This is a genomic window from Saccharothrix hoggarensis, from assembly GCF_042678885.1.
Classification (GTDB): Bacteria; Actinomycetota; Actinomycetes; order Mycobacteriales; family Pseudonocardiaceae; genus Actinosynnema; species Actinosynnema hoggarensis.
The window spans coordinates 1-23,485 of record NZ_JBHTLK010000105.1 but is presented as its reverse complement, the minus strand read 5'-3'; the positions used below and the strand labels follow the sequence as shown (position 1 = coordinate 23,485).

The following is a 23,485-nucleotide window of genomic DNA, read 5'->3' as shown; positions in this document are numbered from 1 at the left end:
CTGCTTGAACTGCGGCACAGTCGTCCCCCTACCAGGCCAGCGAGCGGTCGACGGCTCGGTCACCACCACCGGCGCCACCGGCGGCAGCGGGGCGGGCCGGCGGCCGGTCAGCGCCGGCGAGTCCCGCAGGATCTGCTCGTGCAGCCGCCGCAGCTCCGGCCCCGGCTCCAGCCCGATCTGCTCGATCAGCGTCCGCCGCGCCTCCTGGTAGGTGCGCAGCGCGTCCGCCCGCCGTCCCGCCCGGTACTGGGCGAGCATCAGCTGCGCGCGGACGCGTTCCCGCAGCGGGTGCTCGGCGACCACCACGGCCAGCTCCTCGCCGACGCGCACGTGGTGACCCAGCTCCAGCTCCACCTCGGCCCACGTCTCCACGACGTCCAGCCGGGCCTGTTCCAGCCGGGTGGAGTCGCCGCGCAGCCCCGGCAGGTCCTCCAGCGGCGCGCCGCGCCACAGCGACAGCGCCTCCCGCAGCAGACCGGCCGCACCGCCGAGGTCGCCGTCGGCCGCGGCGGCCCGACCGCGGGCCACGAGGTTGTCGAACCGCAGCAGGTCCGACTGGTGCGCGGCCAGCCGCAGCAGGTAGCCGGGGCTGGCGGTGGTGATCACACCGTGCCCGCCGAGGCCGCGCCGCAGCCGGTGCACCACGATCGCGATCTGGCTGCGCGCGCTGCTGGGCGGCTCGTCCTGCCACACCGCGTCGATGAGCCGGTCCACGCTGACCACCCGGTTGGCGTCCACGACCAGCCGGGCCAGCACGGCCTTCTCCCGCGGGCTGCCCACCGCCACGGCCGCGCCGTCGGCGACCGCCCGGATCGGCCCGAGCACCCCGAACTCGACCGCGTCGTCCATCAGCGGCTCCTGGCGAGGAACTTCTCGATCTCGTCGGCGGCCCGGACGGCGCCGCCCGCGTCGCGCACGTCGTCACGCATCCGCGCGGCCGCCGCGGTGATGTCGGCGTCCCCGATGACCGACCGCACCAGCGCCAGCAGCTTCGGCGCGGTCATCTCCTCCGGCGGCACGCTCGCCCCCAGGCCCAGCTCGACGATCCGGTCGGCGGTGGGCCGGTCCAGCGCGGACGTCGGCACGACCACCATCGGCACGCCCGAGCGCAGCGCCTCCATCACCGTGCCCATGCCGCCGTGGGTGACGGCCAGCACCGCGTGCTCCAGCACGGTCGCGTGCGGCACCCAGCGGTGCACCTCGACGTTGTCGGGCACCCCGCCCAGCGACGCGGGGTCCATGCCGTCGGCCACGGTCATCACCACGTGCCACGGCTGCCCGGCGAACGCCTCCAGGCACGCCCGGAAGAACCCCTCGTGCTGGTTGAACACCGCGCCCAGCGACACCAGCACCACCGGCAGCCCGCTGGCCGGCGGCGCCCAGTCGCCCAGGAACGACCGGTCGCCCACGCACGGCCCGACGAACGCGAACCGCTCGTCGAAGGTGTCGCCCGCGAACTGGAACGACCGGGGGATCGTCACCACGTTCGAGTCCGGCACCTCCCACCACAGCTCCTGCGGTGCGACGTCCAGGCCGTGCTCGGCGGTCAGCGCGCCGATGCGGCCCAGCATCTCCACCACCCACGGCGGCGGCCCGTCCGACACCGGCGGCGCCGCCGGAGCGGCGGAGCCGGGGGAGTCGGCGGCGGGGGAGTCGGCGGCGTACATGGCCTTGAGGTAGGAGAAGTGCGGGTTCGACGCGAACACCGGGATGAGCTGGGTCGCGGGCCGGCCCCACTTGCGGGACAGGACGCGGCCCGCGTACAGGATCGACGTGTCGTAGACGACGTGGTCGGGCACGTCGCCCGACAGCAGCTCGTCGGCCGCCCGCAGCATCCGCGCGCTCTCGTCCAGCAACAACGTCAACAGGTACAGCGGGTTCTCGGCGACCTGCCCGAAGTCGGCGTCGCGGTAGCGCGAGTCGTACGTCAGCACGGTCGCGCCGGTGTCGGCCACCGCGCCGCGCATGCTCTCCGCGGTCAGGTAGGTCACCCGGTGCCCGCGGTCGACCAGCTCGGCGACCACCGCCAGGTTCGGGATGACGTGCCCGTGGTCGGGGTGGCACAGGAAGAGGAAGTGCTGTTGTGACATTCGGGTCCCTGCGTTCTTCGGCGGCGGAGGGATCGTCCTTCGGCTGGACCCGGCCCCGGGCGGCTCCCCACCCCGGGGCGTTCCCCACGGCGGGCCGGATCGGTGGTCACCGTAGGCGCGCCCGATCGGGCCCGGACACCCCTAACGGCGGACCCTTAGCGGGCGTCCGCCCGGCGCACGCCGACGACCCCCGGCGCAGGCCGGAACCTTAGGGGTTACCCCTTGCGCGAGCCGGGCACGACGATCCCCCCAAGCCACCCACGACCCCCAGTGCGCGCGCACGGGAAGGACCGCCATGACCGTTCTCGTCTGGAACTACCTGCACGAATACGAGGCCGAGCGCAAGGACATCCTCGCCGCGGTGGAGACGGTCTTCGCCTCGGGCAAGCTGGTGCTCGGTCCGAGCGTGTCGGCGTTCGAGGCGGAGTTCGCCGCCCACCACGGCGTCGCGCACGGCGTGGGGGTCGACAACGGCACCAACGCCATCAAGCTGGCGCTGCAGGCGCTGGGCGTCGGCCCGGGCGACGAGGTGATCACGGTGTCCAACACCGCCGCGCCGACCGTGGTGGCGATCGACGCGGTGGGCGCGACCCCGGTGTTCGTCGACGTCCGCGCCGAGGACTACCTGATGGACACCACCGCGGTCGCCGCGGCGATCACCCCGCGCACCAAGGCGCTGCTGCCGGTGCACCTGTACGGGCAGTGCGTGGAGATGGAGCCGCTGCTGGCGCTGGCCCGCGAGCACGGCCTGGTGGTGCTGGAGGACTGCGCCCAGGCCCACGGCGCCCGCCACCGCGGCCGGATCGCCGGGTCGATGGGCGAGGCCGCCGCGTTCTCCTTCTACCCGACCAAGGTCCTGGGCGCCTACGGCGACGGCGGCGCGGTGATCACCGGCGACGACACCACCGCGGCCAACCTGCGCCGTGCCCGCTACTACGGCATGGAGAAGACCTACTACGTCGTGGAGACCCCCGGCCACAACTCGCGGCTGGACGAGGTGCAGGCCGAGATCCTGCGCCGCAAACTCGGCCGGCTGGACGAGTACGTCGCGGGACGGCGCGCCGTCGCCGCCCGCTACGCCGAGGGCCTGGCCGACACCGACCTCGTGCTGCCCGCCGTCGCCGACGGCAACGAGCACGTCTACTACGTGTACGTGGTGCGCCACCCGCGCCGCGACGACATCATCGAGGCCCTCAAGGCCCACGACATCGCGCTCAACATCAGCTACCCGTGGCCGGTGCACACCATGTCCGGGTTCGCCCACCTCGGCTACGCCGCCGGCAGCCTGCCCGTGACGGAGAAGCTGGCGGGGGAGATCTTCTCGCTGCCGATGTACCCGTCGCTGCCGGTCGACGTGCAGGACCGGGTGATCGAGGCGCTGCGGTCGGTGCTGGCCTCGCTGTGACGCGGTGACCCGACGTCGGGGCCCCGGACCGCTCCGGGGCCCCGACGTCCGCCGCTCAGCGCGGCAGGAGGCTCGTCAGGCACAGCAGCAGGCTGCGCGCCTGGATGTTGACGTAGAAGCTGTGCCGCAGCAGCTCCACGTACTGGTGCAGCGCCAGCCACCGGTAGTCCGGGTCCGCCGGGTCGGTCTCCAGGTCGGTCTCCACCACCAGGTACCGGTTGCGGGCGTGGAAGAACCGGCCGCCCTCCTCCGACAGCACCACGTCGAACCGCACCCGCGACGGGTCGGCGCCCAGCACCTCCGGCAGGTGACGGGGCCGCGCCCCCTCGGGCAGGTGCGCGTAGTTGTCCGGGTCGCACTGCACGGTCGGGCCCAGCTCGGTGGTGTCGGCGTAGCCGGGCTCGGTGCGGGCGTGGGTGAGCACGTGCAGCACCCCGTCCACCGGCTTGACCAGGAACGCGATCACCCCGGTCCCCACCGGCTCGATCATCGGCTGCGACCAGCGCCCCACCTCCCGGCCGCCCGCCTCGACGTCCACGCCGACGACGTGGAAGAACCGGCCCGACTCGTGCGAGATCCGCCCGTCCGCGTGCGACCAGCCCGGCACCTCGGCCAGCGGACCCCGCTCCACCCGCAGGTCGGTGCGCGTGCGGACCTCCGTGATCCAGCTCAGCACGTCACCCGTGGTGTGCGCGGTCGGCGCGTCCGGGTCGAACGACCGCAGCAGCGCCGCGGTGAACGCGTCCCGCGGCCGCAGCGTGTCCCGCAGCGCCGCCCCGACGAACGGCACGCACGACAGCACCGTGCGGGCGTCCATGTTGACCAGGTCCGGCACCGTCAGCAGCTCGCCGATCTGCCCCAGCGTCAGCCAGCAGAACCCCTCCGCCGCCTCCACGTCGCCGTCGACCTCGACGACCATGTTCCGGTTGCGCTTGCGGTAGAACCACGCGCCCTGCTCGGACTGGCGGATGTCGACCACCGTGCCCGGCCCCGACACGTCCCGGAAGTGCTCCAGGTACGGCACCGGCCGCCCCTGGTGCACGCGCGTGTAGTTGCTGCGCGTCGCCTGCACGGTGGGGGAGAGCTGGAACCCGTTCGGGTTGCCCGGCTCCTGCTTGGCCTGCATCAGCAGGTGCGGCACCCCGTCGATCTCCTTGACCAGGATGCCCAGGATGCCGATCTCCGGCTGGTTGATGATCGGCTGCGACCAGCGCGGCACCGCCGACCCCGGCAACTCCACGTCCAGCCGCTCGACGCTGAAGAACTTCCCGGTCGCGTGCCGCAGGTTCCCCGTCGCCGGGTCCCGCTCCCAGTTCGGCAGCGCCTCCAACGGCGCGCGGCGCACCTCCATCCACGCGTGCTCACCCATCCGGGCCAACCAGTCGTGGAATTGCGCGACGTCACCGAATTGCGCGCCGGGCGCCGTCAACGATTCGGAGAGGCGCAGGTTCACCGCACGCCGCGAAGGTGCGACCATCGAATACTCCTCGTCCGTTCAGCCCCGGTCCGGCGCCATGTCCGACCGCAGGCACTCCTGGTATTCGGGCAACAACCCGGCCGCACGCGCCCCGGCGAACGACACCGCGTCGCGATCACGCTCGGACAACACCGGAACAACGGAATCCGGCCAGGGCAACCCCAATTCCGGGTCCACCGGCGACAGCGCGAGCTCGTTGGCCGGGTCGTAGCCGCGGGAGAGCAGGTAGCAGACCGCCGAGTCGTTCTCCAGCGCCGTGAACGCGTGACCGACCCCGGTCGGCAGGTACACGCCGCGGAAGTCCTCACCGGACAGCTCCACCGCGTCCCACCTGCCGAAAGTCGGCGAACCGACCCGCAGGTCCACCACCACGTCCAGCACCCGGCCACGCGCGCAGTGCACGTACTTCGCACACCCGGGAGGGGTGCGGGTGAAGTGCACGCCCCGCAGCACGCCCCGCCGGGACGTGCTGGTGCTCAGCTGCGCCACGGGGAACAGCGGCCGGCCCACCGCGGCCTCGAACGCCTCGTGCTGGAACGGCGACACGAACAAGCCGCGGTGGTCCGGGAAAACCTCGGGCACGAATTCGAAAGCGCCCTCGACGGCGAGTTCCCGTGCTTTCACGCCAACTCCTCGGAGAAATCCGCGGCGGATGACGCTGCCGCACCGGGACTGCCGATCCAGCATGTCGGCGGCCGGGCAGCGGGTCAAACCCGGTCAAAAGGACAGGGGTTCCCCCGACGGAAAATAGGGGTGCCCGACGGTCAACGCCTCCACCGTTCGGGCGAGTCCGTCCACCCACCCCACCCGCGCCCGCCACCCCGTGACGGCGTGGAACGCCCCTGGATCGGCGACCAGCCCCCGCAGGTCCATCTCGGTGGCGTGCGCGGGCACCGGCACCGACACCACCGGCGCCGCCGGCGCCCCCGTCCGCCGCGCCACCGCCTCCGCCGCCGCCGCGAACGGCGCCGCGACCCGCACACCCCGCCCGCTGCCCAGCAGCCAGTGCCGCCCGGCCAGCCGATCGGCGTGCGCCACCGCGGCGGCGAACGCGTCCGCCACGTCGTCGACGAACACCAGGTCCCGCAGCGCCGACCCCTCGCCCCACACCGTCAACGGCTCACCGGCCAACGCCCGCCGCGCCATCGCGCTCACCACACCCCGGTCCTTCGGACCCGGCCCGAACACCGTCGGCAGCCGCAGGCTGATCCCGCGCACCCCCGCCGCGCCCAGCACGACCCGCTCCGCGGCCTGCTTCTGCCGGTCGTAGGGGGTGTCCGGGAAATCCGGCTCCGACCCGTCCACCCGCTCACCCGCCCGCGGACCCACCTGCGACGTCGAACCGGGGAACACCACCACCTGGCCGTCGCCGCACGCGTCCACCACGGCCCGCACGATCCCCACGTTCACCCGCTCGGCCGCCGACGCGCCCTCGCCCTCGGCGACCCGCCAGCCGTCCGCCCCGTTGAACAACACCAGCGGCAGCACCACGTCCGCGCCGGCCACCGCCGAGGCCACCGCCCCCGGCGCCGTCAGGTCCAACGCCCGGACCTCCACCCCCGCCGGCGCGTCCACCCCGCCCCGCGACACCAACCGCAGCCGCACGTCCTCGCCCAGCAGCCGCCGCACCACCGCCGACCCCACGAACCCCGACGCGCCCAACACCGCCACCAACGGCGGGGCGGGCCGCCCGGAACCGGCGACCCGCCCCACCACGCCACCCCGCTCAGACAACGCGGACCTCGGGCACGTACAGGATCCACTTGCCGCCCGCGTCCCGGAACGCCTGCTCCTTCGCCATGATCTCCTCGGCGTGGTTCCACGCGAACAGCAACGCGTACGGCGGGTAGTCCGCCGCGAACGCCTCCGGCCCCCGCACCGGGATGTGCGACCCCGGCGCCAACCGGCCCTGCTTGGCCGGCGTCGTGTCGCTGATGAACTCCACGTGCTCCGGCCCGATGCCGCACAGGTTCGTCACCGTCGCGCTCTTCGCCGTCGCGCCGTACCCGACCACCCGCGCGCCCTGCTCCCGCAGCTGCTCCAACAACGCCGGCAGATCCGTCCGAACCCGGTCCACCGCCTTCGCGAACCCCTCCAACGTCGCCGCCGAGCTCAGCCCCCGCGCCTCCTCCTCGGCCAGCAGCGCCGCCACCGACGCCGCCACCGGCCGCGCCCCGGCCCGCGCCAACGTGTACCGCACCTCGCCGCCGTGCACCGGCAGCCGCTCCACGTCCACCAGCTCCAACCCGTTGCGCGACGCCATCTCCCGCACCGACCGGGCCGTGAAGAAGAAGAAGTGCTCGTCGTACACCTGGTCGAACGACGTCCGCTCCACGATGTCACCGAAGTACGGGTCCTCGAACACGAACACCCCACCCGGCGCCAACAGCGTCCGCACACCCTCCAGGATCGAGTCCATGTACGGGATGTGGCACAACGTGTTGGCCGCGTAGATCACGTCCGCCGGCCCGTCCTCCGCCAGGATCGACGCCGCCGTCGACGCCTCGAAGAAGTCCTTGCGCACCCGCACCCCGTCGGCCGCCGCCAGGTCCGCCACCCCACCCGACGGCTCCACCCCCAGGTGACGCCGACCCGCCGCCGCGATCGTCCGCAACATCGTCCCGTCGTTGCACCCCAACTCCACGATGAACGGGTCCGACCCGGACAGCTCACCACCCAGGAACCGCTCCGCCAACGCCGTGAAGTGCGCCCGCATCACCGACGAACCACGCGAGATGTACGGGTAGTCCTCGTGGAACATCCGGTCGCGCGGCACCTCCTCCATCAGCTGCACCATCGTGCAGCCACCGCACGCGCCCATCGCCAGCCGGTAGAAGAACTCCTCCGACGTGTCGTCCGGAGCCCGGAAGGCGTCGGACAGCGGCTGACGGCCGAAGTCGAGGAACTCGCGGACCTCGCCGCCGCAGATCCGGCACGCGGTCGAGTCGGACATGGGTCTCTCCCTGGAGGTGTGGCGAACCGCCCAACGGCCCGCTGAAAAAGGGGGGACGACAGCGCGCGCCGAGGTCACGACACGCGCCAGAACTCAGGACACACGCCCCTCACCGGGACGCGAAACGACACAACACGGCACAAGCCACCACCGGCGCCGACACGGTCAGGCCGACTGCGCCGACACGGTCGGGCCGACACGGTCAGGGGGAGCACGCGCTCAAGTCGTCCGCGCACAACCGCCGCGGCAACTCCGCCCGACTCCGCACCCCCAGCTTCCGGTAGATCCGCGTCAAGTGCTGCTCCACCGTGCTCACCGTGATGAACAACCGGGCACTGATCTCACGATTCGTGTAACCCAACACCGCCAAGTCCGCCACCCGGTGCTCCGACTCGCTCAACACCGACGCCGCGCAGTCCAGCAGCACGTCGTCAGCCGCACCGCCCTCGGCCACCGCGGCCTTCCCCGCACCACGCCCCACGACCGCGTCACGCCGCCCCGCCCCCTGATCCGGAACCCGCGCCACACCGTCACCGGCACGCTCGTACGCCTCACCCAGATCACGCATCGCCAACGCCAACTGCACCCGATCACCCGCCGTGTGCAGGCTCGCCACCGCCGCCCGCAACAACCGCGGCCGATCGTCCTCGTCACTGCCCGCCGCCAACACCCGCAACGACACCCCACGCGTCCGCGAGTCCAGACCCGGCATCCGCAACTGCTCGAACACCAGCTCCCGCGCCACCTCCGAACGCCCCAACCGCAGGTTCGCCTCCGCCAGGTCACTGCGCCACGGCACCAGCACCGGCACGTCCACCTGCCACTCCAGCACCAGCCGCCCACACGTCTGGAAATCCGTCACCGCCGCCAACAACCGCTGCGCCACCAGGTGGCACTGACCCCGCGCGTGCAGGTAGCGCAACCCGTACGCCGTGCGGAACATCATGTCCGGCACCCGCAGCCGCAACAGCTCCTCGATCTCCGCGTCCCGCCCCAACGCCGCGTTCGCCAACATCAACGTCGCCAACGGGTACCCGATCGACACACCCCAGCTCTGCGGCGCCAACAGGTCCAACGCCCGCCGCGCCCGATCCGCCGCCTCCGCCGGCTCACCGCACCGCAACGCGATGTCCGCGCTGATCGCGCCCAACACCGCCTGCCACGTCACCGCCCCCACCCGCACCGCCTGCGCGGTCAACTCACCACACCACCACGCCGCCCGGTCGTTGTCGTCGCTGTGCACCAGCACCAGCAACGCCGTCGCCACGACCTCCAACGTCATGTCCGCCAACCGGCAACTCCGCAGCACGTGCTCCGCGCTCGCCACCGCCGTCGCCGGATCACCCCCACCACGCCAGAACGACGTCAACGCCCGCGCCGCCTCCACCCACGGGTCGTCCTCCGCCTTCGCCGGCACCTCCGGCACCGCGCACCGGTCCATACCCCGGAACCACTGGTGCGCGATCCGCAACTCCGCCGCCGTCTGGGCGTCCAGCAGACCCGGCGTGCTGTTCAGCACGTCCAGCGCCATCACCGCGGTCTCCTCGTCACCGTGCCACAGCGCGTGCCGCACCAACGTCACCGCGTCCCGCTCACCCAACCGGCCCGCCGCCATCGCCGTCCGCAACGGACCCATGTGCACCGCCGCCGCCAACGGGTTCACCCGCCACAACGCCCGCACCAGCACCTTCGTGATCGCCAGCCGCTGCTCCTCGTCGTCGGTCGCCTCCAGCGCCAACTCCAGGAACCGCACCGCCTCGCACACCTCGTCACGCATCAACGCCTGCTCCGCCGCGTCCCGCAGCACCCGCACCGACCACGCGCCCACCCCCCGGTGAGCCGCCACCAGGTGCCGCGCGATCACCGCCGGCTCCGCACCCCGCTGGTGCAGCAGATCCGCCGCCCGCGCGTGCAACGCCGCCCGCTGCGGCCCCGCCATGCCCTCCAGCACCGCCTCCGCGGCCGCCGCGTGCCGGAACCACCCGTCCCGCAACAACCCCGCCGACGACAGGATCACCACCACCCGCCGCGCGTCCTCCGGCGCGACACCCGCCAACCGCCCCAGCAACGCGGGCTCCGAGCCGTCACCCAGCACCGCCAACGCCCGCGCCACGTCCAGCAACGCCGCCTCCCAGCGGTGCAGGCACGCCAGCACCGCGTGCCGGAACGCCGTGCCCACCGCGGGCCACACCCCGCCCTCGAACCCGCCCGCCACCACCGACGGGTCGTGCTCCAGGTCCTCCACCAACGCCCGGACCAACATCGGATTGCCACCGCTCAACCCGTGACAGGCCTCCGCCAACCGCGACGCCACCACCGGCTCCACCGACCGGGGGAGCACCTCCACGATGTCCGCCACCGACAACGGCGCCAACCTGATCCGGTGATGCGGACGACGCGTCACCTCCGCCGTGAACAGCGGCAACGTCGGCTGCGGCTGCTCCCACTCGCTCAACACCAACAGCACCCGAGCCGACCCCAAACGCCGCCGCAGGTACAGCACGAATTCCAAAGACGAGGTGTCCGCGAACTGCACGTCGTCTATTCCCACGACCACCGGCTGTTCCCGGGACAAACCGAGTAATATGCCGCAGATTTCATGCACCACGCGAGCACCCGCCGAGCGGACACTTCGGACATCCGATTGCCCGTCGTCCGCCGCCGGAGCCTGCGGGACCACCAAACGAGACACGCGGTCACCCACTTCGGGCGGCAAACCGGCGCCACGGAAAAGCTGATCGACCACCCCCGCCTGCAACGACTGCTCCGCACGGGACCCCGTCGCGCTCAGCAACAACGCGCCCGCAGCCTCCGCCACCGCGAAAAAGTCGTGCAGCAGTTCGGTTTTTCCGCTCGCCGGACCGCCGCTCACGAGCACCAGTTCACCCCGGCCCGCGCTGCTCCGGTCATACGACCGCGCCAGCTCCTCAAAGGCGTCTCGGTAGCCCAGAAGTGCCATCCACCGTACCTCCGTACAGTCTATTCTTGATAGACCTTCACCTGATCTGGTGGGAGAGTTATGGTTTTATAGCACGACATGTCCGAACCGCCACGAAGTCGGTGGCAAAACCCGAACCACACCCGCACGCGCCGACGACGCGCAAACCGGGACACCCGACGGGATTCAACACACCCGCAACTCGCACGTCACCGAACAGAACCCACTTCGCAACCTCGCAGGCGCCGTCTCAACACGCACCCGCCCCAGTCGCGACCACAAAGCGAGCGACACTCGAAAAGGCGCACCGCTCACCACGCGGCCCAACACGAGCCCACCGCTCAACGCCCCCCGCCGCTCAACGCGGCAACGCCACCGGATCACCCGCCACGAACAGATCACCCTCCGACGCCACCCGATCCCGCACCTCATCCGCCAGGAACACCAGATCCTCCGGCACCCGACACGCCTCCACCTCACCCCACGTCACCGGAGCCGACACCGACGGCCGCTCCCGCGCCCGCAACGAATACGGCGCCACCGTCGTCTTCGCCGGGTTGTTCTGCGACCAGTCGATCAACACCTTCCCCGTCCGCTCCGCCTTCGCCATCCGCCACACCACCTCACCCGGCGACTCCGCCGCCAACCGCCGCGCCACCTCCTTCGCGTACTCCGACGTCCGCTCCGGCGACGACACCCGCACCGCCGCGTACACCTGCATCCCCTTCGACCCGCTCGTCTTCACCACCGGCGCCAACCCGTCCGCCTCCAACACCTCCCGCACCCTGCACGCCACCCGACAACACTCCACCACCGTCGCCGGCGCACCCGGATCAAGGTCGAACACCACCAGGTCGGGGGAGCGGCGACCACCCCGCGCACCCACCGTCCACTGCGGAACGTGCAACTCCAACGCCGCCAGGTTCGCCAACCACACCACCGTCGCCAACTCCTCCACCACCACGAAATCGGCGAACTCCGCACCCCGCGACGACCCCGGCGTCTCCACCCGCACCGTCCGCACCCACTCCGGCGCGTGCGACGGCACGTTCTTCTCGAAGAACGACTTCCCGTCCACCCCGTTCGGGTACCGCCGCACCGTCAACGGCCGATCCCGCAAGTGCGGCAACAACACCGGCGCGATCCGCGTGTAGTAGTCGATCACCTCCGCCTTCGTGAACCCCACCGCCGGGTACAACACCTTCTCCAGGTTCGTCAGCTTCAACCGACGACCCTCCACCCGCACCACCGCGTCACCCGTCAACCCGACGCACCTCCCCGGGCGCCTTGTCCGGCCGCAACCCCCGCCACGTCGGAAACCGCATCCGACCATCCGCCGTCCACTGCCGGTGCACCACCTCACCCACCAACACCGGACGCACCCACCGCGCACCCCGCGCCCGCTCCCGAGGCACCCCCGACCCGAACGGCGACCGCCCCACCTCCAACCCCGCCAACCGCGCCGTCAACCGCTCCAACTCCGCCTGGTCGAACCCCGTGCCCACCGACCCCGCGAACACCAACCCGTCACCCTCGACCCACCCACCCCCGTCACCCGCGGGAAACCCCACCAGCAACGCACCCACCAACCCCTTCCGCTTCCCCTCACCCGGCCGCCACCCACCCACCACCACCTCCTGCGTCAACACCGACGTCACCTTCACCCACGACGCCGACCGCTGACCCGGCACATAACGCGAATCCAGCCGCTTCGCCACCACCCCCTCCAACCCCTGCTCACGACTCGCCGCCAACACCGCCGCCCCCTGACCGGGGAACGCCTTCGGCGTCAACCAATGAGCACCCCGCAACCCCAACCCCTCCAGCAGCTCCCGCCGCCGCGAATACGGCAAGTCCACCGTCGACGCACCATCCAGGTGCAACACGTCGAACACCAGGAACGTCACCGGCACCCGCCCCGCCAACCGCCGCGCCTGCGCCGCCGACGCGTGCATCCGCTGCTGCAACGCCCCGAAACTCGGCCGCCCACCCTCCAACGCCACGATCTCCCCGTCCAACAACACCTGCGTCGCGCCCAACTGCTCACCCAAGCCCTGCAACTCCGGGTACGCCCCCGTCACGTCGTTGCCCGCACGACTCGTCAGCTGGACCCGACCACCCTCCACCCGGGCGATCGCCCGCACCCCGTCCCACTTGAACTCGAACGCGAACCGTGACACCGGACCCGGCAACTCCACCGCCGCCGTCGCCAACATCGGCGGCACCCACTCCGGCAACGGCACCCAATCCGGCCGCACCGCCTCGTGCCGCCGCCGCACCATCCAATCCTTGCCACCCGCCGCACCACCCTCACGGCGGAAGAACACGAACTCACCCTCCACCCGCGAACCGCGCAACACCACATCCACCTCGCGGTCCGACCACTTCACCGTCTCATAACGACCGCGATCCCAGATGAACATCTCACCCGCGCCGTACTCACCCTTCGGAATCACCCCCGAAAACGACGCGTACTCCAACGGGTGATCCTCCGTGCGCACCGCCAACCGAATCGTCCCCGGCTCCGCCGGCAAACCCTTCGGCACCGCCCACGACACCAACACCCCACCCCGCTCCAACCGCACATCCCAATGCAGCCGCGACGCGTGGTGCTCCTGAATCACGAACGTGTCGTCACCGCCACGCGGCAACGCGTCACCCTCACCCGGCACCGGCTCCGGCGTCCGCCCCGGATCCCGCTTCCGCCGGTACTCCGAAAGATCCCCACCCATCCGAGGCCGCCGCGCCTCAGGCGGGCTTCGCCTTCTTCTTCGCCGGAGCCTTCCGCGACGACGACCCCGAAGCCGACGAGGACGACGACGAAGCCTTCTTCGCCGCGGGCTTCCGCGCCGCCGACTTCCCACCCCGAGCCGACTTCGCCTGCTCCACGCTCCGCTCCAACGCCGTCATCAAGTCGATCACCTCACCGGCCTCCTCCGCCTCCGGCTGCTCCGGCAACTCGGCGCCCTCGGCCTTCGCCTCGATCAACTTCTGCATCGCCACCGTGTAGTCGTCCGAGAAATCACCCGGATCGAACGACCCCGCCATGCTGTCCACCAACGACGACGCCATCTTCAACTCCTGCGGCCGAACCTCCACATCCGAGTCCAAGAACTCGAAATCCGGCTTCCGCACCTCATCCGGCCACAACATCGTGTGCATCACCAACAAGTCCTCACGCGCCCGCAACATCGCCAACGTCTCCCGCTGACGAATCGTGATCTTCACGACCGCGAGCTGACCACTCCGCTCCAAAGCGGTCCGCAACAACACGTACGGACGCGTCGCAGCCTTGTCCGGCTCCAAGTAGTAGGACTTCTGGAAGTAAATCGGATCGACCTCGTCGACCGGCACGAACTCCAACACGTCGATCGCGTGATCCGTGTTGATCGGCAGCTTGTCGAAATCCTCGCTGTCCATCACCACCACACGACCGTCGTCCAGCTCGTACCCCTTCGCGATGTCGGCGTAAGCGACCTCCTCGCCGCACACCTGGCACACCCGCTTGTACCGGATGCGCCCACCGTCCTCCCGGTGCACCTGGTGGAACCGGAAGTCGTGCTCCTCCGTGGCGGTGTACAACCGGACACCGATCGTCACCAACCCGAAGGAGATCGCCCCACGCCACACGGACCTCATGCCACGTGACTACCCGCGAACTGCACGATCCGCACCAGCACGTCACCCGAATGGGTTAACAACCCAGGCGCCCCACGACACCGGGACAGGGGAGACCCGCTACTCCCGGTCCGGCAACCGCGCCAACGACACGTACGTCCGATTACCCGCCACCGCCGCCCGCCGCTCCCGCGCCGTCGCCTCGATGTAGTTCTGCGACGTCGCCAACGACGCATGACCCAACAACGCCATGATCTCCGACGCCGACGCGCCGTCCTCCGCCAACCGCGTCGCGAACGTGTGCCGCAACGCGTGCAGGTTCGCCCCCGACGGCACCCGGTCGTGCAACCCCGCCCACCGGAAGCACGACCGCACCAGGTACTCCAACCCGCCACGCCCGATCGGCTCACCGTGCCGGTCCCGCACCAACGCCGACCCCCGGTCGAACCGCGCCCGCGGGAACCGCCGACGACACGACGCCAGGTACTGCTCGATGATCCGGTCCATCGCCGGCTCGATCGGCACCGACCGGTCCCGGTTCCCCTTGCCCGCCACGTGCAACCGCCGCTCACCCGGCCGACCCACCACCGACGCCAACGTCAACGTCCGCATCTCCGCCGACCGCAACCCCGCCACCAGGCCCAACGCCAACACCAGCACGTCACGCTCCGGCCACGGGTCACGCCCCTTCCGCGCGCCCTCCGCGGCCGCCGCCAGCAACCGCTCCGGCGTGTCCTCACCCCGCAACGGCTTCGGCACCAGCGGAGGCGTCTTCGGCCGCGCCACCGCGCCCATCGGGTTCCCCGGCACCAGGTCCTCCGCCACGCAGAACGTCAGGAACTGGTTCCACGTCGACCACGCCCGCAACACCGACGACTTCGCGTGCGAGTCCGCGAACACCCCGAACGCCTCGCGCAGGTTCCGGCCCGTCAGGTCCGACACCTCCAGTCGATCCGGGGGAGTGCCCGTCACCTCGGCCAGCAGCGCGGTGATGCCCGCCAGGTCACGCCGATACGCCGCCGTGGTGTGCGGCGAATCCTTCCGCGGCCGACGAGCGAGGAAGAACGACTCCTGGGCGGCAAGCACACGCATGTGGATCTTCCTACCGCACACCACCGACAATCCGCCGCCACCGACAGGGGACGGTCGGGCACGACGAGGACGTCGCGGGGGGAGCGGGGGCGACCTCCGGACGCCCGGCGCCCAGGCGGGCGTTCACGGTGCCGGAGCGGCTCGACCTGCGCAGACCGCTCACCCGGCCTCGCACGGCAGCGAGGCACGGCACGCTGCCGACGAACCCGTAGGTAGCTCGCACCGCAGGATCGCGCCGGTCCCGCACCTGCCCACACTTCATGATCATTTGATGGATAATCGCCATTATCCATCAAATTCGGGTCCGGAAGGGGTTCGGCCGAGGTCGGGCTCCGACCGGGGGATGCCGCTCTCGCATGCCTCCGCCCACGGGGCCCGAACCGCCTTCTGCGACGTGTTCGCACTCAACGTCGTCCGACGCGCACATCCAGAGCGACATGGCGGCACGCAGTCGTCGTACGGCACGGCGAGCCCGAGCCCCCGGGGTCACTCCGGTGATCAACATCGAACCTCGGAAACCGTCGCACTCAACGTGCCCGCCATCCGCTGGCACCACCCTTGATCCGTCACTGTGACGTTTTGTGGGTGGTGTCAGCGGATGGCCGTCTGCCTCGCCGGCGGCCGGCCATTGCCCACCGGAGCCCTGACGCGACCCCTCGACGCGCTCTCGGCCCGACGTCTCCGCCACCGGCACGCCGCGTCGTCGGCGTGTGTCGACCGGCGCACGGGCGGCGGGCCGGTCGACCGCCGCGGTGTGCGAAACGACGTGTGCGGGCGGCATGCATGATCCACGCCTCGACCCCTGCTCACCGGCCCGTCCCGTAACGCCGATAATCTACATTATGTTAAGTAGCTGGTTCAGGCCCGCTTCCCCAGCACGTCGAAGTAGTGCGCGTTGGTCATGACGCCCAGGACGTTGCCGAACGGGTCGACGACGCTGGCGGTGACGTACCCGTCGCCCCGGACGGTGGGCTCGTCGTGCGGCGTGGCGCCGAGTTCGGCGAGTCGGTCGAGCGTGGCCCGCAGGTCGTCGACGGCCCAGTACGTGATGGAGCCGGCCGGGCCGCCGTGGACGTCGTGCGGCGCGTACGCGCTGTTGACGATGCCGAACTCGTGCTGGTAGTCGCCGATGCGGAACTCGATGTAGCCGCCGGGCACCTTGTAGTACGGCTCGATGCCGAAGAACTCGGTGTACCAGGCAGCCGCGGCGTCGAGGTCGTCGGCGAAGAAGCTGGTGGTGGTGAGTCCGCGGAGCATGGTGGTCCCTCTTCCGGTTCGTCCGTCGTGTGCTGTGCCCAGCCTGGCGGTCAAAGTGCTCACCGACTGAGCACTTTTCCGGTCAGACTCGTGGCATGCGTGCGGACCGGTTGGTGGCGACCTTGTTGTTGATGCAGGCGCGGGGCCAGGTGACGGCGGCGGAGGTGGCCGGCGAGCTGGAGGTCTCGGTGGCGACGGCGCGGCGGGACCTGGAGGCGTTGTCGGCGGCGGGTGTGCCGGTGTACTCGCAGCCGGGGCGTGGTGGTGGTTGGCGGTTGGTGGGTCGGGCGCGGACGGACCTGAGCGGGTTGACGGCGTCGGAGGCGCAGGCGTTGTTCTTGTTGGTGGGTCCGGCGGCGGCGGGGTCGCCTGAGGTGCGGGCGGCGTTGCGGAAGTTGGTGCGGGCGTTGCCGGAGACGTTCCGGGAGGGTGCGCGGGCGGCGGCGGACGCGGTGGTGGTGGACGTGGCGGGGTGGGGTGAGGTGGGTCGTGGGCGGCCCGCGTTGGTGGAGGTGTTGCAGGGGGCGGTGGTGGGTCGGCGGCGGGTGGAGTTGGTGTACGAGGGGCGTGGGCGGGTGCGGTCGGAGCGGGTGGTGGAGCCGTGGGGGTTGGTGGACAAGGACGAGGTTTGGTACCTGGTGGCGGGCACGCCGGGTGGTGAGCGGACGTTCCGAGTGGATCGGGTGGTGTCGGCCCGGGTGACGGACGAGGTGTTCGCGCGGCCGGCGGAGTTCGACCTGTCGGCGGCGTGGGAGCGCGTGGTGTCGGAGGTGGAGCGGCGGCGGTCGAGGGTGTCGGCGGTGGTGTCGGTGGAGCCGCGGCACGTGTTCGTGGTGCGGGATCAGTTCGGGCGGCACTGCGAGGAGTTGGGTGAGGTGGGTGGTCGGGCGCGGTTGCGGTTGTCGGCGCCCTCTCCCCTGATGATCGCTCAGGTGTTGGCGGGGTGGGGTGGGTTGGTGGAGGTGGTGGAGTCGGACGGGGTGCGGGCGGAGTTGGCGCGGTTGGGTGCGGAGTTGGTGGCGCGGCACGGGGGTTGAGGTCGGTGTGGCGGTCGGGGGTCAGGTGTGGTCGGTGGTGTGTTTGTCGGGTGGTTGGAGGTGGGCGTGGATGCGGTCGCGCAGGGGCCGCTCCCCCAGTGCTCTGAGGGTGGCGTCGATGAGGTCGGTGAGCGGGTAGGGCAGTTCGGCGTCGAGTTCGTGGGCGGCGGCGGTGGTGGCGTTCCACTCGGCGTCGAGGGTGGGCAGGATGGCGCGGGCGTGGTCGGTGAGGTAGACGATGCGTTGGCGTGCGTCGTCGCCGGGTTTGAGGTCGACGAGTCCGTCGCGGTGCATCTGGTTGACGGTCTGGCTGACGGCGGAGTGGGTGACGCCGATGGTCTTGGCGAGGTCGCGGATGGACTGCGGTCCCCCGCTGTTGACGAGGCTGATGACGGGTGTGTAGCGGGGGCGGAAGCCCGGTAGGCCGAGGTCGGTGTAGACGCGGCCGAGGTCGCCGTCGAGTTGGTCGAGCAGGTGGCGCAGGCGGGTGCCGAGAAATTCTCTCGAGGGTGTGGGGTCCACTCCCCTAATGTAACAGCACTGTTGCATCTGGGCTGTCGTACGTGGGAGGGGTGGTGCCGGTGTACCCGGAGGTCGAGCCGCACGAGCAGGGGATGTTGGACGTGGGCGACGGGAACCTCGTGTACTGGGAGGTGTGCGGGAACCCGGACGGCAAGCCGGTGGTGTGCCTGCACGGTGGGCCGGGGACGGGCTGCTCCCCCGGCATGGCGCGCCAGTTCGACCCGGAGGCGTACCGGGTCGTGTTGTTCGACCAGCGCGGGAGCGGTCGGAGTCGGCCGCACGCGAGCGAGTGCTCGACGGATCTGTCGGTGAACACGACGGCGCACCTGGTGGCGGACATCGAGCGGTTGCGGGAGCACCTGGGGGTCGAGCGGTGGATGGTGTTCGGCGGGTCGTGGGGTTCGACGTTGGGGTTGCACTACGCGGAGTCGTTCCCGGAGCGGGTGACCGAGGTGGTGCTGGTGGCGGTGACGACGAGCCGGTACGCGGAGTTGGACTGGCTGTACCACGGGTTGGGGATGTTGTTCCCGGAGGAGTGGTCGAGGTTCCGGGACGGCGCGGGTGTGGGCGCGACGGATCTGGTGGCGGCGTACGACGCGTTGTTGAACGACCCTGATCCGGTGGTGCGGGAGAAGGCCGCGGCGGAGTGGACGGCGTGGGAGTCGTCGATCGTATCGTTGGACCCGGATTACCGACCGGGGCCGCGGATGGCGGATCCGGCGTGGCGGATGGCGTTCGCGCGGATCACGGCGCACTACTTCCGGCACCGGGCGTGGCTGGAGGACGGTCAGGTGTTGGGCGGGGTGGGGCGGTTGCGCGGGATTCCGGCGGTCCTGGTGCACGGGCGGCTGGACCTGCAGGGTCCGTTGTGGACGGCGTGGGAGTTGGCGCGGGCGTGGCCGGACGCGGAGTTGGTGGTGGTGGAGGGCGCGTCGCACGCGGCGTCGGATCCGGGGATGCGTGAGGCGGTGGTGGCGGCGACGGACCGGTTCGCGCGTCGGCGGTAGGCGGTGTGGTGCCCGTGGGTCAGGGTGCGGGTCGCCAGACGGTGGTGGTGCGGGTGGTGACGCCTTCGAGGTCGGGTGGGACGGGTACCGGGTAGGCGGCGAGGCGGGTCCAGCCGCGGGGCATGAAGGACCGTTGGGGGTCGCCGACGAGGACGAGGGCGCCGCGGCGGTGGGCGGCGAGGAGGAACGGTTCGACGCGGGCGGCCATGTCGCGGTCGTAGAAGACGTCGCCGGCGAGCAGGACGTCGGTGTCGGGGGTGGTGTCGAGGAGGTCGCCGGCGGCGAGGGTGAGGGTGACGTCGTTGGCGCGGGCGTTGAGGGTGATGGCGGCGAGGGCGGCGGGGTCGATGTCGTTGGCGGTGACGGCGCCGCCGGCGCGGGCGGCGGCGACGGCGACGAGGCCGGAGCCGGAGGCGAGGTCGAGGACGCGGCGGCCGGCGACGAGGTCGGGGTGGTCGAGGACGTGTCGGGCGAGGGCTTGGCCGCCGGCCCAGGGGAAGGCCCAGAAGGGTGGTTCGGTGGAGCCGGTGCGTTCCCAGAGGGTGATGACGTCGTCGGCGGTGCGCAGGACGATGTCGGGGGTGAGCGGTACCGGTCGTGGGGTGGTGGTGGACCGGATGAAGTCCTCCACTAGGCGGACAGCCTCTGTGGTTCGAGGGCGCGGGAGAGGGTGTCGAGGGAGAGGCCGACGGCGTCGCAGAGGGCGGCGACGGTGAAGAAGGCGGGTGTGGGGACGCGGCCGCGTTCGATCTTGCGGAGGGTTTCGACGGAGATGCCGGCGGCGGCGGCGATCTCGACCATGCTGCGTTGGCCGCGGGCGTGGCGGAGGAGTTCGCCGAGGCGTTCGCCGCGGGCGCGGTCGGACGGGGTGAGTGGCTGTCGCACCATGCCGTGATACTAATACCGGTATTAGTATCACGGTTAGGAGCATGTGGTGATCGAGCTGAAGAGCCCCGGCGAGCTGGACGCGATGAGGGCGGCGGGGATCGTGGTGGCCGACGCGCTGGCCGCGGTGCGCGACCACGCCGCGGTCGGGGTGTCCCTGCTGGAGCTGGACGAGGTGGCCCGCCAGGTGATGCGCGACGCGGGCGCGGGGTCGTCGTTCCTGCACTACCGGCCGTCGTTCGCGCCGACGCCGTTCCCGGGCGTGATCTGCGCGTCGGTCAACGACCTGATCGTGCACGGCATCCCCGACGGGTACCGGCTGCGCGACGGCGACCTGGTCAGCATCGACTGCGGCGCGCACGTGGACGGGTGGCACGGCGACGCCGCGATCAGCTTCGTCGTGGGCGAGGCGGACCCGGCGGACCTGCTGCTCATCGACACGGCGCAGCGGGCGCTGGAGGCGGGGATCGCGGCGGCGGTGCCGGGCGCGCGGCTGGGCGACGTGTCGCACGCGATCGGGGTGATCGGGCGGGCGGCGGGGTACGGCATGCCGTCGGACTTCGGCGGTCACGGGATCGGTCGGGCCATGCACGAGGCGCCCGGTGTGCCGAACGAGGGCAGGCGGGGCCGGGGGTTGACGCTGCGCGCGGGCATGGCGCTGGCGATCGAGCCGATGTTCCACGCGGGCGGCCGCGACGAGTACTACACGGCCGAGGACGGCTGGTCGCTGCACACGGTGGACGGCAGCCGCGCCGCGCACGTCGAGCACACGATCGCGGTCACCGAGGACGGGCCGCGGGTGCTCACAGCCCCCCGGCTACCCGCAGCACCGCGCCGGTCGTGAAGGAGGCGGCGTCGCTCAGCAGCCACGCGACGGCCTCGGCGATCTCCTCCGGTTCGCCGGGGCGGCCGAGGGGGATGCGGGAGGCGACCCGGTCGGGGCGGTCGGGCACGCCGGACAGCTCGTGGATGGCGGTGCGGACGGTGCCGGCGGCCACGGCGTTCACCCGGACGCCGCGTGGACCGAGTTCCTTGGCGAGTCCGACGGTCATCGCGTCGACGGCCGCCTTGGTGGCGGCGTAATGGACGTACTCCCCCGGTGATCCCAGGGTGGCGGCGGCGGAGGACAGGGACACGATGGAGCCGCCCGGGACGACGTCGCGCGCGGCCCGCCGGGCGCAGAGCAGGGCGCCCACGACGTTGACGTCGACGACCCGTCGCAGGTCCTCGGTCCGCAGCTCGGCGAGGGTGCCGACGGGGCTGGTGATCCCGGCGTTGATGACGACGCCGGTGAGGGGGCCGAGGCGGGTGGCGGTGTCGAACAGGGCGTCGACGTCGTGCTCGTCGGACACCTCGGCGCGGACCGCGACGCCGTCGACCTCGCGGGCGAGGGCCTCGGCCTCGTCGGCGGCCGCGCGGTAGCCGATGACGACGCGGTGGCCGTCGGCGGCGACCCTGCGGACGACCGCCGCGCCGATGCCCCGGCTGCCGCCGGTGACCAGGATCAGGCCAGCCACGCGGTCACCTCCGCGTCCACGGTCGCGACGACGTCGGGGCCGTCCGGGGTGGGCACGAGCATGTGCGGCAGCCCGGGGACGTCCACGAGTCGCGCGTCCGGGGCCGCCGCGCACAGCGCCTCCTGCACGGGCCGGAACGCCGGGTACTCGTGTTCGCCGCGCAGGAGCAGCAGCGGCAGGTCGAGCTCCGCCGCGCGGGCCAGGACGTCCAGGGGTTCGGCGGCGGCGACGTTGGCGTCCGTCCACGGGTGGGCGTCCAGGGCGCCGGCGTCGATCGACGCCTCCACGACGGCCTGCGCGGTGACCGCCGGGTTGACCACGGCCAGCCGCCGCACGGGGACGAGGTCGCGGGTGGTCGCGAGCAGCGCCACGTGCCCGCCGGCGGAGCCGCCGACCAGGTCCACGGGGCCGTCGTCGCAGCCGAACCGCTCCCGCGCGGCCCGGACGAGCGCGGGCAGGGCGTCGACGGCCGTCTCGACCATCGACGCGTACCCGTGGACGTGCCCGTCGGGGTGGTGGTCCCACGGGGGCAGCGCCGGGTAGAGCCGCCACGCGTCCACGCCGGTCAGCGGCACGGCCGCCGCCATGTCCTCCGGTGTGCCGGGCGTGCCGCGCAGGTGCCAGACCACCACCAGTCGACGGCCGCTCGCCGCGGGCGGCGCCGCCACGTACCGCGTGCCCGCGGCCTCCCCTGTGATCGCCATGGCCCCGAACCTACGTCCTCGCCCGGCCCGTCGCTGTCCACCCGTCGCGAACACGCACCGCCACCGCCGGCGGCCCCGAAAGCGTGAATCCGACCCCGGTGTCACTCGAATGGCGCTTCCAGGGCACCCTGGGAGCGTGACTGGGAACGTGACCGAGCCGCGTTGCGCCGCGATCTCCGCGAGCCTGCACGAACCCCAGGCGGGCACCGCCGCCACCGCCGCCGCGTGGCTCTGCCTGGAACAACCCGGCCCGTGGGGACGTGACGCGCTCACCCAGAGCCGCCTCGACCCGCGGCTGGGCGCGGAGCTGGCCCGCCGTGCCGCCGACACCGGGGTGCGGGTGCTGCTGATCCGCCGTCCGGGCCGTCACGCCGACACCCACCACGACACCTCGCGCCGCGTCTACCTCGCCGCCACGACCCCCGGCCGGGCGTGGCTCGAGCAGGCGGACGTGGCAACCCCGGACGCGCTGCTCGACCTGGACTTCGCCGCGCTGGGCGCGGGCCGTTCCCCCGGCTTCGGCACGCCCGCCGCGCACCCGCTGTTGCTGGTGTGCACCAACAGCCGTCGTGACGTGTGCTGCGCGTTGCGCGGTCGTCCGCTCGCCGAGGACCTCGCCGCCGCCCGGCCGGACGCGGTGTGGGAGTGCACCCACACCGGGGGGCACCGCTTCGCGCCCACCGGCGTGCTGCTGCCCACCGGCTACACCTACGGCCGGCTCGACCCCGAGCTGGCCCGCCGGTTGCTCGACGACGCCGCCCGCGGGCACGTCGTCACCGACCGGTGCCGGGGCCGTTCCACCCACACCCCGCACGGCCAGGCCGCCGAGCTCGCCGTCCGGGAGCTGATCGGCGAGCACCGCGACGTGCTGACCGTCCACGACACCGCGGGCGGCGGCGCCGTCCACGGGCCGACCGTGCACCACGTCGACGGCCGTGCCTGGCGCGTCACCGTGGACGCCCGCGACCTACCGGCCGCCCGGC

22 protein-coding genes are annotated in these 23,485 nt (G+C 71.9%); 5 read left to right on the top strand and 17 right to left on the bottom strand.

The annotated features are described in order from the left end of the window. Both ACFQ3T_RS20085 and ACFQ3T_RS20080 read right to left on the bottom strand, forming a co-directional pair. A partial coding sequence (locus ACFQ3T_RS20085; protein WP_380724847.1) for an AfsR/SARP family transcriptional regulator occupies window positions 1-849 on the bottom strand: 849 nt, incomplete at its 3' end. Beyond that, window positions 849-2,090 carry a macrolide family glycosyltransferase gene (locus ACFQ3T_RS20080; RefSeq protein ID WP_380724846.1) on the bottom strand — a complete coding sequence of 414 codons (1,242 nt, stop codon included), beginning with the start codon at window positions 2,088-2,090 and terminating at the stop codon, window positions 849-851. The genes ACFQ3T_RS20080 and ACFQ3T_RS20085, both read right to left, overlap by 1 nt. 295 nt (window positions 2,091-2,385) lie before the next feature. On the opposite strand from ACFQ3T_RS20080, the gene ACFQ3T_RS20075 reads away from it, so the two are divergent. Beyond that, window positions 2,386-3,495: a DegT/DnrJ/EryC1/StrS family aminotransferase gene (locus tag ACFQ3T_RS20075; protein WP_380724845.1), complete on the top strand. Its 1,110-nt coding sequence runs from the start codon at window positions 2,386-2,388 to the stop codon at window positions 3,493-3,495. 55 nt (window positions 3,496-3,550) lie between these two features. Here ACFQ3T_RS20075 and ACFQ3T_RS20070 read toward each other — a convergent pair whose 3' ends face one another. The 10 genes from ACFQ3T_RS20070 to ACFQ3T_RS20025 form a co-directional block, all read right to left on the bottom strand. Further along, window positions 3,551-4,972: an NDP-hexose 2,3-dehydratase family protein gene (locus ACFQ3T_RS20070; RefSeq protein ID WP_380724844.1), complete on the bottom strand. Its 1,422-nt coding sequence runs from the start codon at window positions 4,970-4,972 to the stop codon at window positions 3,551-3,553. Window positions 4,973-4,990: 18 nt separating this feature from the next. Further along, entirely contained in the window at window positions 4,991-5,596 is a 606-nt protein-coding gene (locus ACFQ3T_RS20065; RefSeq protein WP_380724843.1) for a dTDP-4-dehydrorhamnose 3,5-epimerase family protein, read from the bottom strand. Window positions 5,597-5,689: 93 nt separating this feature from the next. Next, complete coding sequence (locus ACFQ3T_RS20060; protein WP_380724842.1) at window positions 5,690-6,706, bottom strand: NAD-dependent epimerase/dehydratase family protein; 1,017 nt, start codon at window positions 6,704-6,706, stop codon at window positions 5,690-5,692. After that, window positions 6,699-7,925, bottom strand: a complete 1,227-nt coding sequence (locus tag ACFQ3T_RS20055; protein WP_380724841.1) for a methyltransferase domain-containing protein — start codon at window positions 7,923-7,925, stop codon at window positions 6,699-6,701. The genes ACFQ3T_RS20060 and ACFQ3T_RS20055 overlap by 8 nt, the downstream gene beginning before the upstream one ends. A 202-nt stretch (window positions 7,926-8,127) precedes the next feature. Beyond that, window positions 8,128-10,884, bottom strand: coding sequence for an ATP-binding protein (locus ACFQ3T_RS20050; protein WP_380724840.1), 2,757 nt, complete (start codon window positions 10,882-10,884; stop codon window positions 8,128-8,130). A 337-nt stretch (window positions 10,885-11,221) separates the two neighbouring features. After that, window positions 11,222-12,127 (bottom strand): non-homologous end-joining DNA ligase, encoded by a 906-nt coding sequence (ligD, locus tag ACFQ3T_RS20045; RefSeq protein ID WP_380724839.1) that lies wholly within the window; start codon window positions 12,125-12,127, stop codon window positions 11,222-11,224. After that, window positions 12,117-13,595: a non-homologous end-joining DNA ligase gene (ligD, locus tag ACFQ3T_RS20040; protein WP_380724838.1), complete on the bottom strand. Its 1,479-nt coding sequence runs from the start codon at window positions 13,593-13,595 to the stop codon at window positions 12,117-12,119. Before ligD (ACFQ3T_RS20040) ends, ligD (ACFQ3T_RS20045) begins: the two co-directional genes overlap by 11 nt. A gap of 16 nt (window positions 13,596-13,611) precedes the next feature. After that, on the bottom strand, window positions 13,612-14,502 hold the full coding sequence (gene ku, locus ACFQ3T_RS20035; RefSeq protein WP_380724837.1) for a non-homologous end joining protein Ku: 891 nt from the start codon (window positions 14,500-14,502) through the stop codon (window positions 13,612-13,614). A 99-nt stretch (window positions 14,503-14,601) separates the two neighbouring features. Then, a complete protein-coding gene (locus ACFQ3T_RS20030; protein WP_380724836.1) occupies window positions 14,602-15,573 on the bottom strand; it encodes a tyrosine-type recombinase/integrase in 972 nt (323 codons plus the stop codon). An 858-nt stretch (window positions 15,574-16,431) separates the two neighbouring features. Continuing rightward, complete coding sequence (locus ACFQ3T_RS20025; RefSeq protein ID WP_380724835.1) at window positions 16,432-16,830, bottom strand: VOC family protein; 399 nt, start codon at window positions 16,828-16,830, stop codon at window positions 16,432-16,434. 95 nt (window positions 16,831-16,925) lie between these two features. Between ACFQ3T_RS20025 and ACFQ3T_RS20020 the strand changes: the two genes are divergently transcribed. After that, complete coding sequence (locus tag ACFQ3T_RS20020; RefSeq protein WP_380724834.1) at window positions 16,926-17,867, top strand: helix-turn-helix transcriptional regulator; 942 nt, start codon at window positions 16,926-16,928, stop codon at window positions 17,865-17,867. 21 nt (window positions 17,868-17,888) lie between these two features. Here the strand turns inward: ACFQ3T_RS20020 and ACFQ3T_RS20015 are convergent, their stop codons facing one another. Further along, window positions 17,889-18,389: a MarR family winged helix-turn-helix transcriptional regulator gene (locus ACFQ3T_RS20015; RefSeq protein WP_380724833.1), complete on the bottom strand. Its 501-nt coding sequence runs from the start codon at window positions 18,387-18,389 to the stop codon at window positions 17,889-17,891. A gap of 50 nt (window positions 18,390-18,439) precedes the next feature. Here ACFQ3T_RS20015 and pip point away from each other — a divergent pair, with 50 nt between their 5' ends. Next, entirely contained in the window at window positions 18,440-19,396 is a 957-nt protein-coding gene (gene pip, locus ACFQ3T_RS20010) for a prolyl aminopeptidase (protein ID WP_380724848.1), read from the top strand. Window positions 19,397-19,415: 19 nt separating this feature from the next. Here pip and ACFQ3T_RS20005 read toward each other — a convergent pair whose 3' ends face one another. Together ACFQ3T_RS20005 and ACFQ3T_RS20000 are read right to left on the bottom strand one after the other, a co-directional pair. Next, window positions 19,416-20,027 (bottom strand): class I SAM-dependent methyltransferase, encoded by a 612-nt coding sequence (locus ACFQ3T_RS20005; RefSeq protein WP_380724832.1) that lies wholly within the window; start codon window positions 20,025-20,027, stop codon window positions 19,416-19,418. After that, complete coding sequence (locus ACFQ3T_RS20000) at window positions 20,027-20,284, bottom strand: helix-turn-helix domain-containing protein (RefSeq protein WP_380724831.1); 258 nt, start codon at window positions 20,282-20,284, stop codon at window positions 20,027-20,029. Before ACFQ3T_RS20000 ends, ACFQ3T_RS20005 begins: the two co-directional genes overlap by 1 nt. A 46-nt stretch (window positions 20,285-20,330) precedes the next feature. On the opposite strand from ACFQ3T_RS20000, the gene map reads away from it, so the two are divergent. Next, window positions 20,331-21,125, top strand: a complete 795-nt coding sequence (map, locus tag ACFQ3T_RS19995) for a type I methionyl aminopeptidase (RefSeq protein WP_380724830.1) — start codon at window positions 20,331-20,333, stop codon at window positions 21,123-21,125. Here the strand turns inward: map and ACFQ3T_RS19990 are convergent. Both ACFQ3T_RS19990 and ACFQ3T_RS19985 read right to left on the bottom strand, forming a co-directional pair. Next, window positions 21,085-21,798: an SDR family oxidoreductase gene (locus ACFQ3T_RS19990; RefSeq protein WP_380724829.1), complete on the bottom strand. Its 714-nt coding sequence runs from the start codon at window positions 21,796-21,798 to the stop codon at window positions 21,085-21,087. The genes map and ACFQ3T_RS19990 overlap by 41 nt on opposite strands. Further along, a complete protein-coding gene (locus tag ACFQ3T_RS19985) occupies window positions 21,786-22,502 on the bottom strand; it encodes an alpha/beta fold hydrolase (protein WP_380724828.1) in 717 nt (238 codons plus the stop codon). The genes ACFQ3T_RS19990 and ACFQ3T_RS19985 overlap by 13 nt, the downstream gene beginning before the upstream one ends. A gap of 136 nt (window positions 22,503-22,638) precedes the next feature. Here ACFQ3T_RS19985 and ACFQ3T_RS19980 point away from each other — a divergent pair. After that, the coding region (locus ACFQ3T_RS19980) for a sucrase ferredoxin (RefSeq protein WP_380724827.1) at window positions 22,639-23,485 on the top strand (847 nt) is incomplete at its 3' end.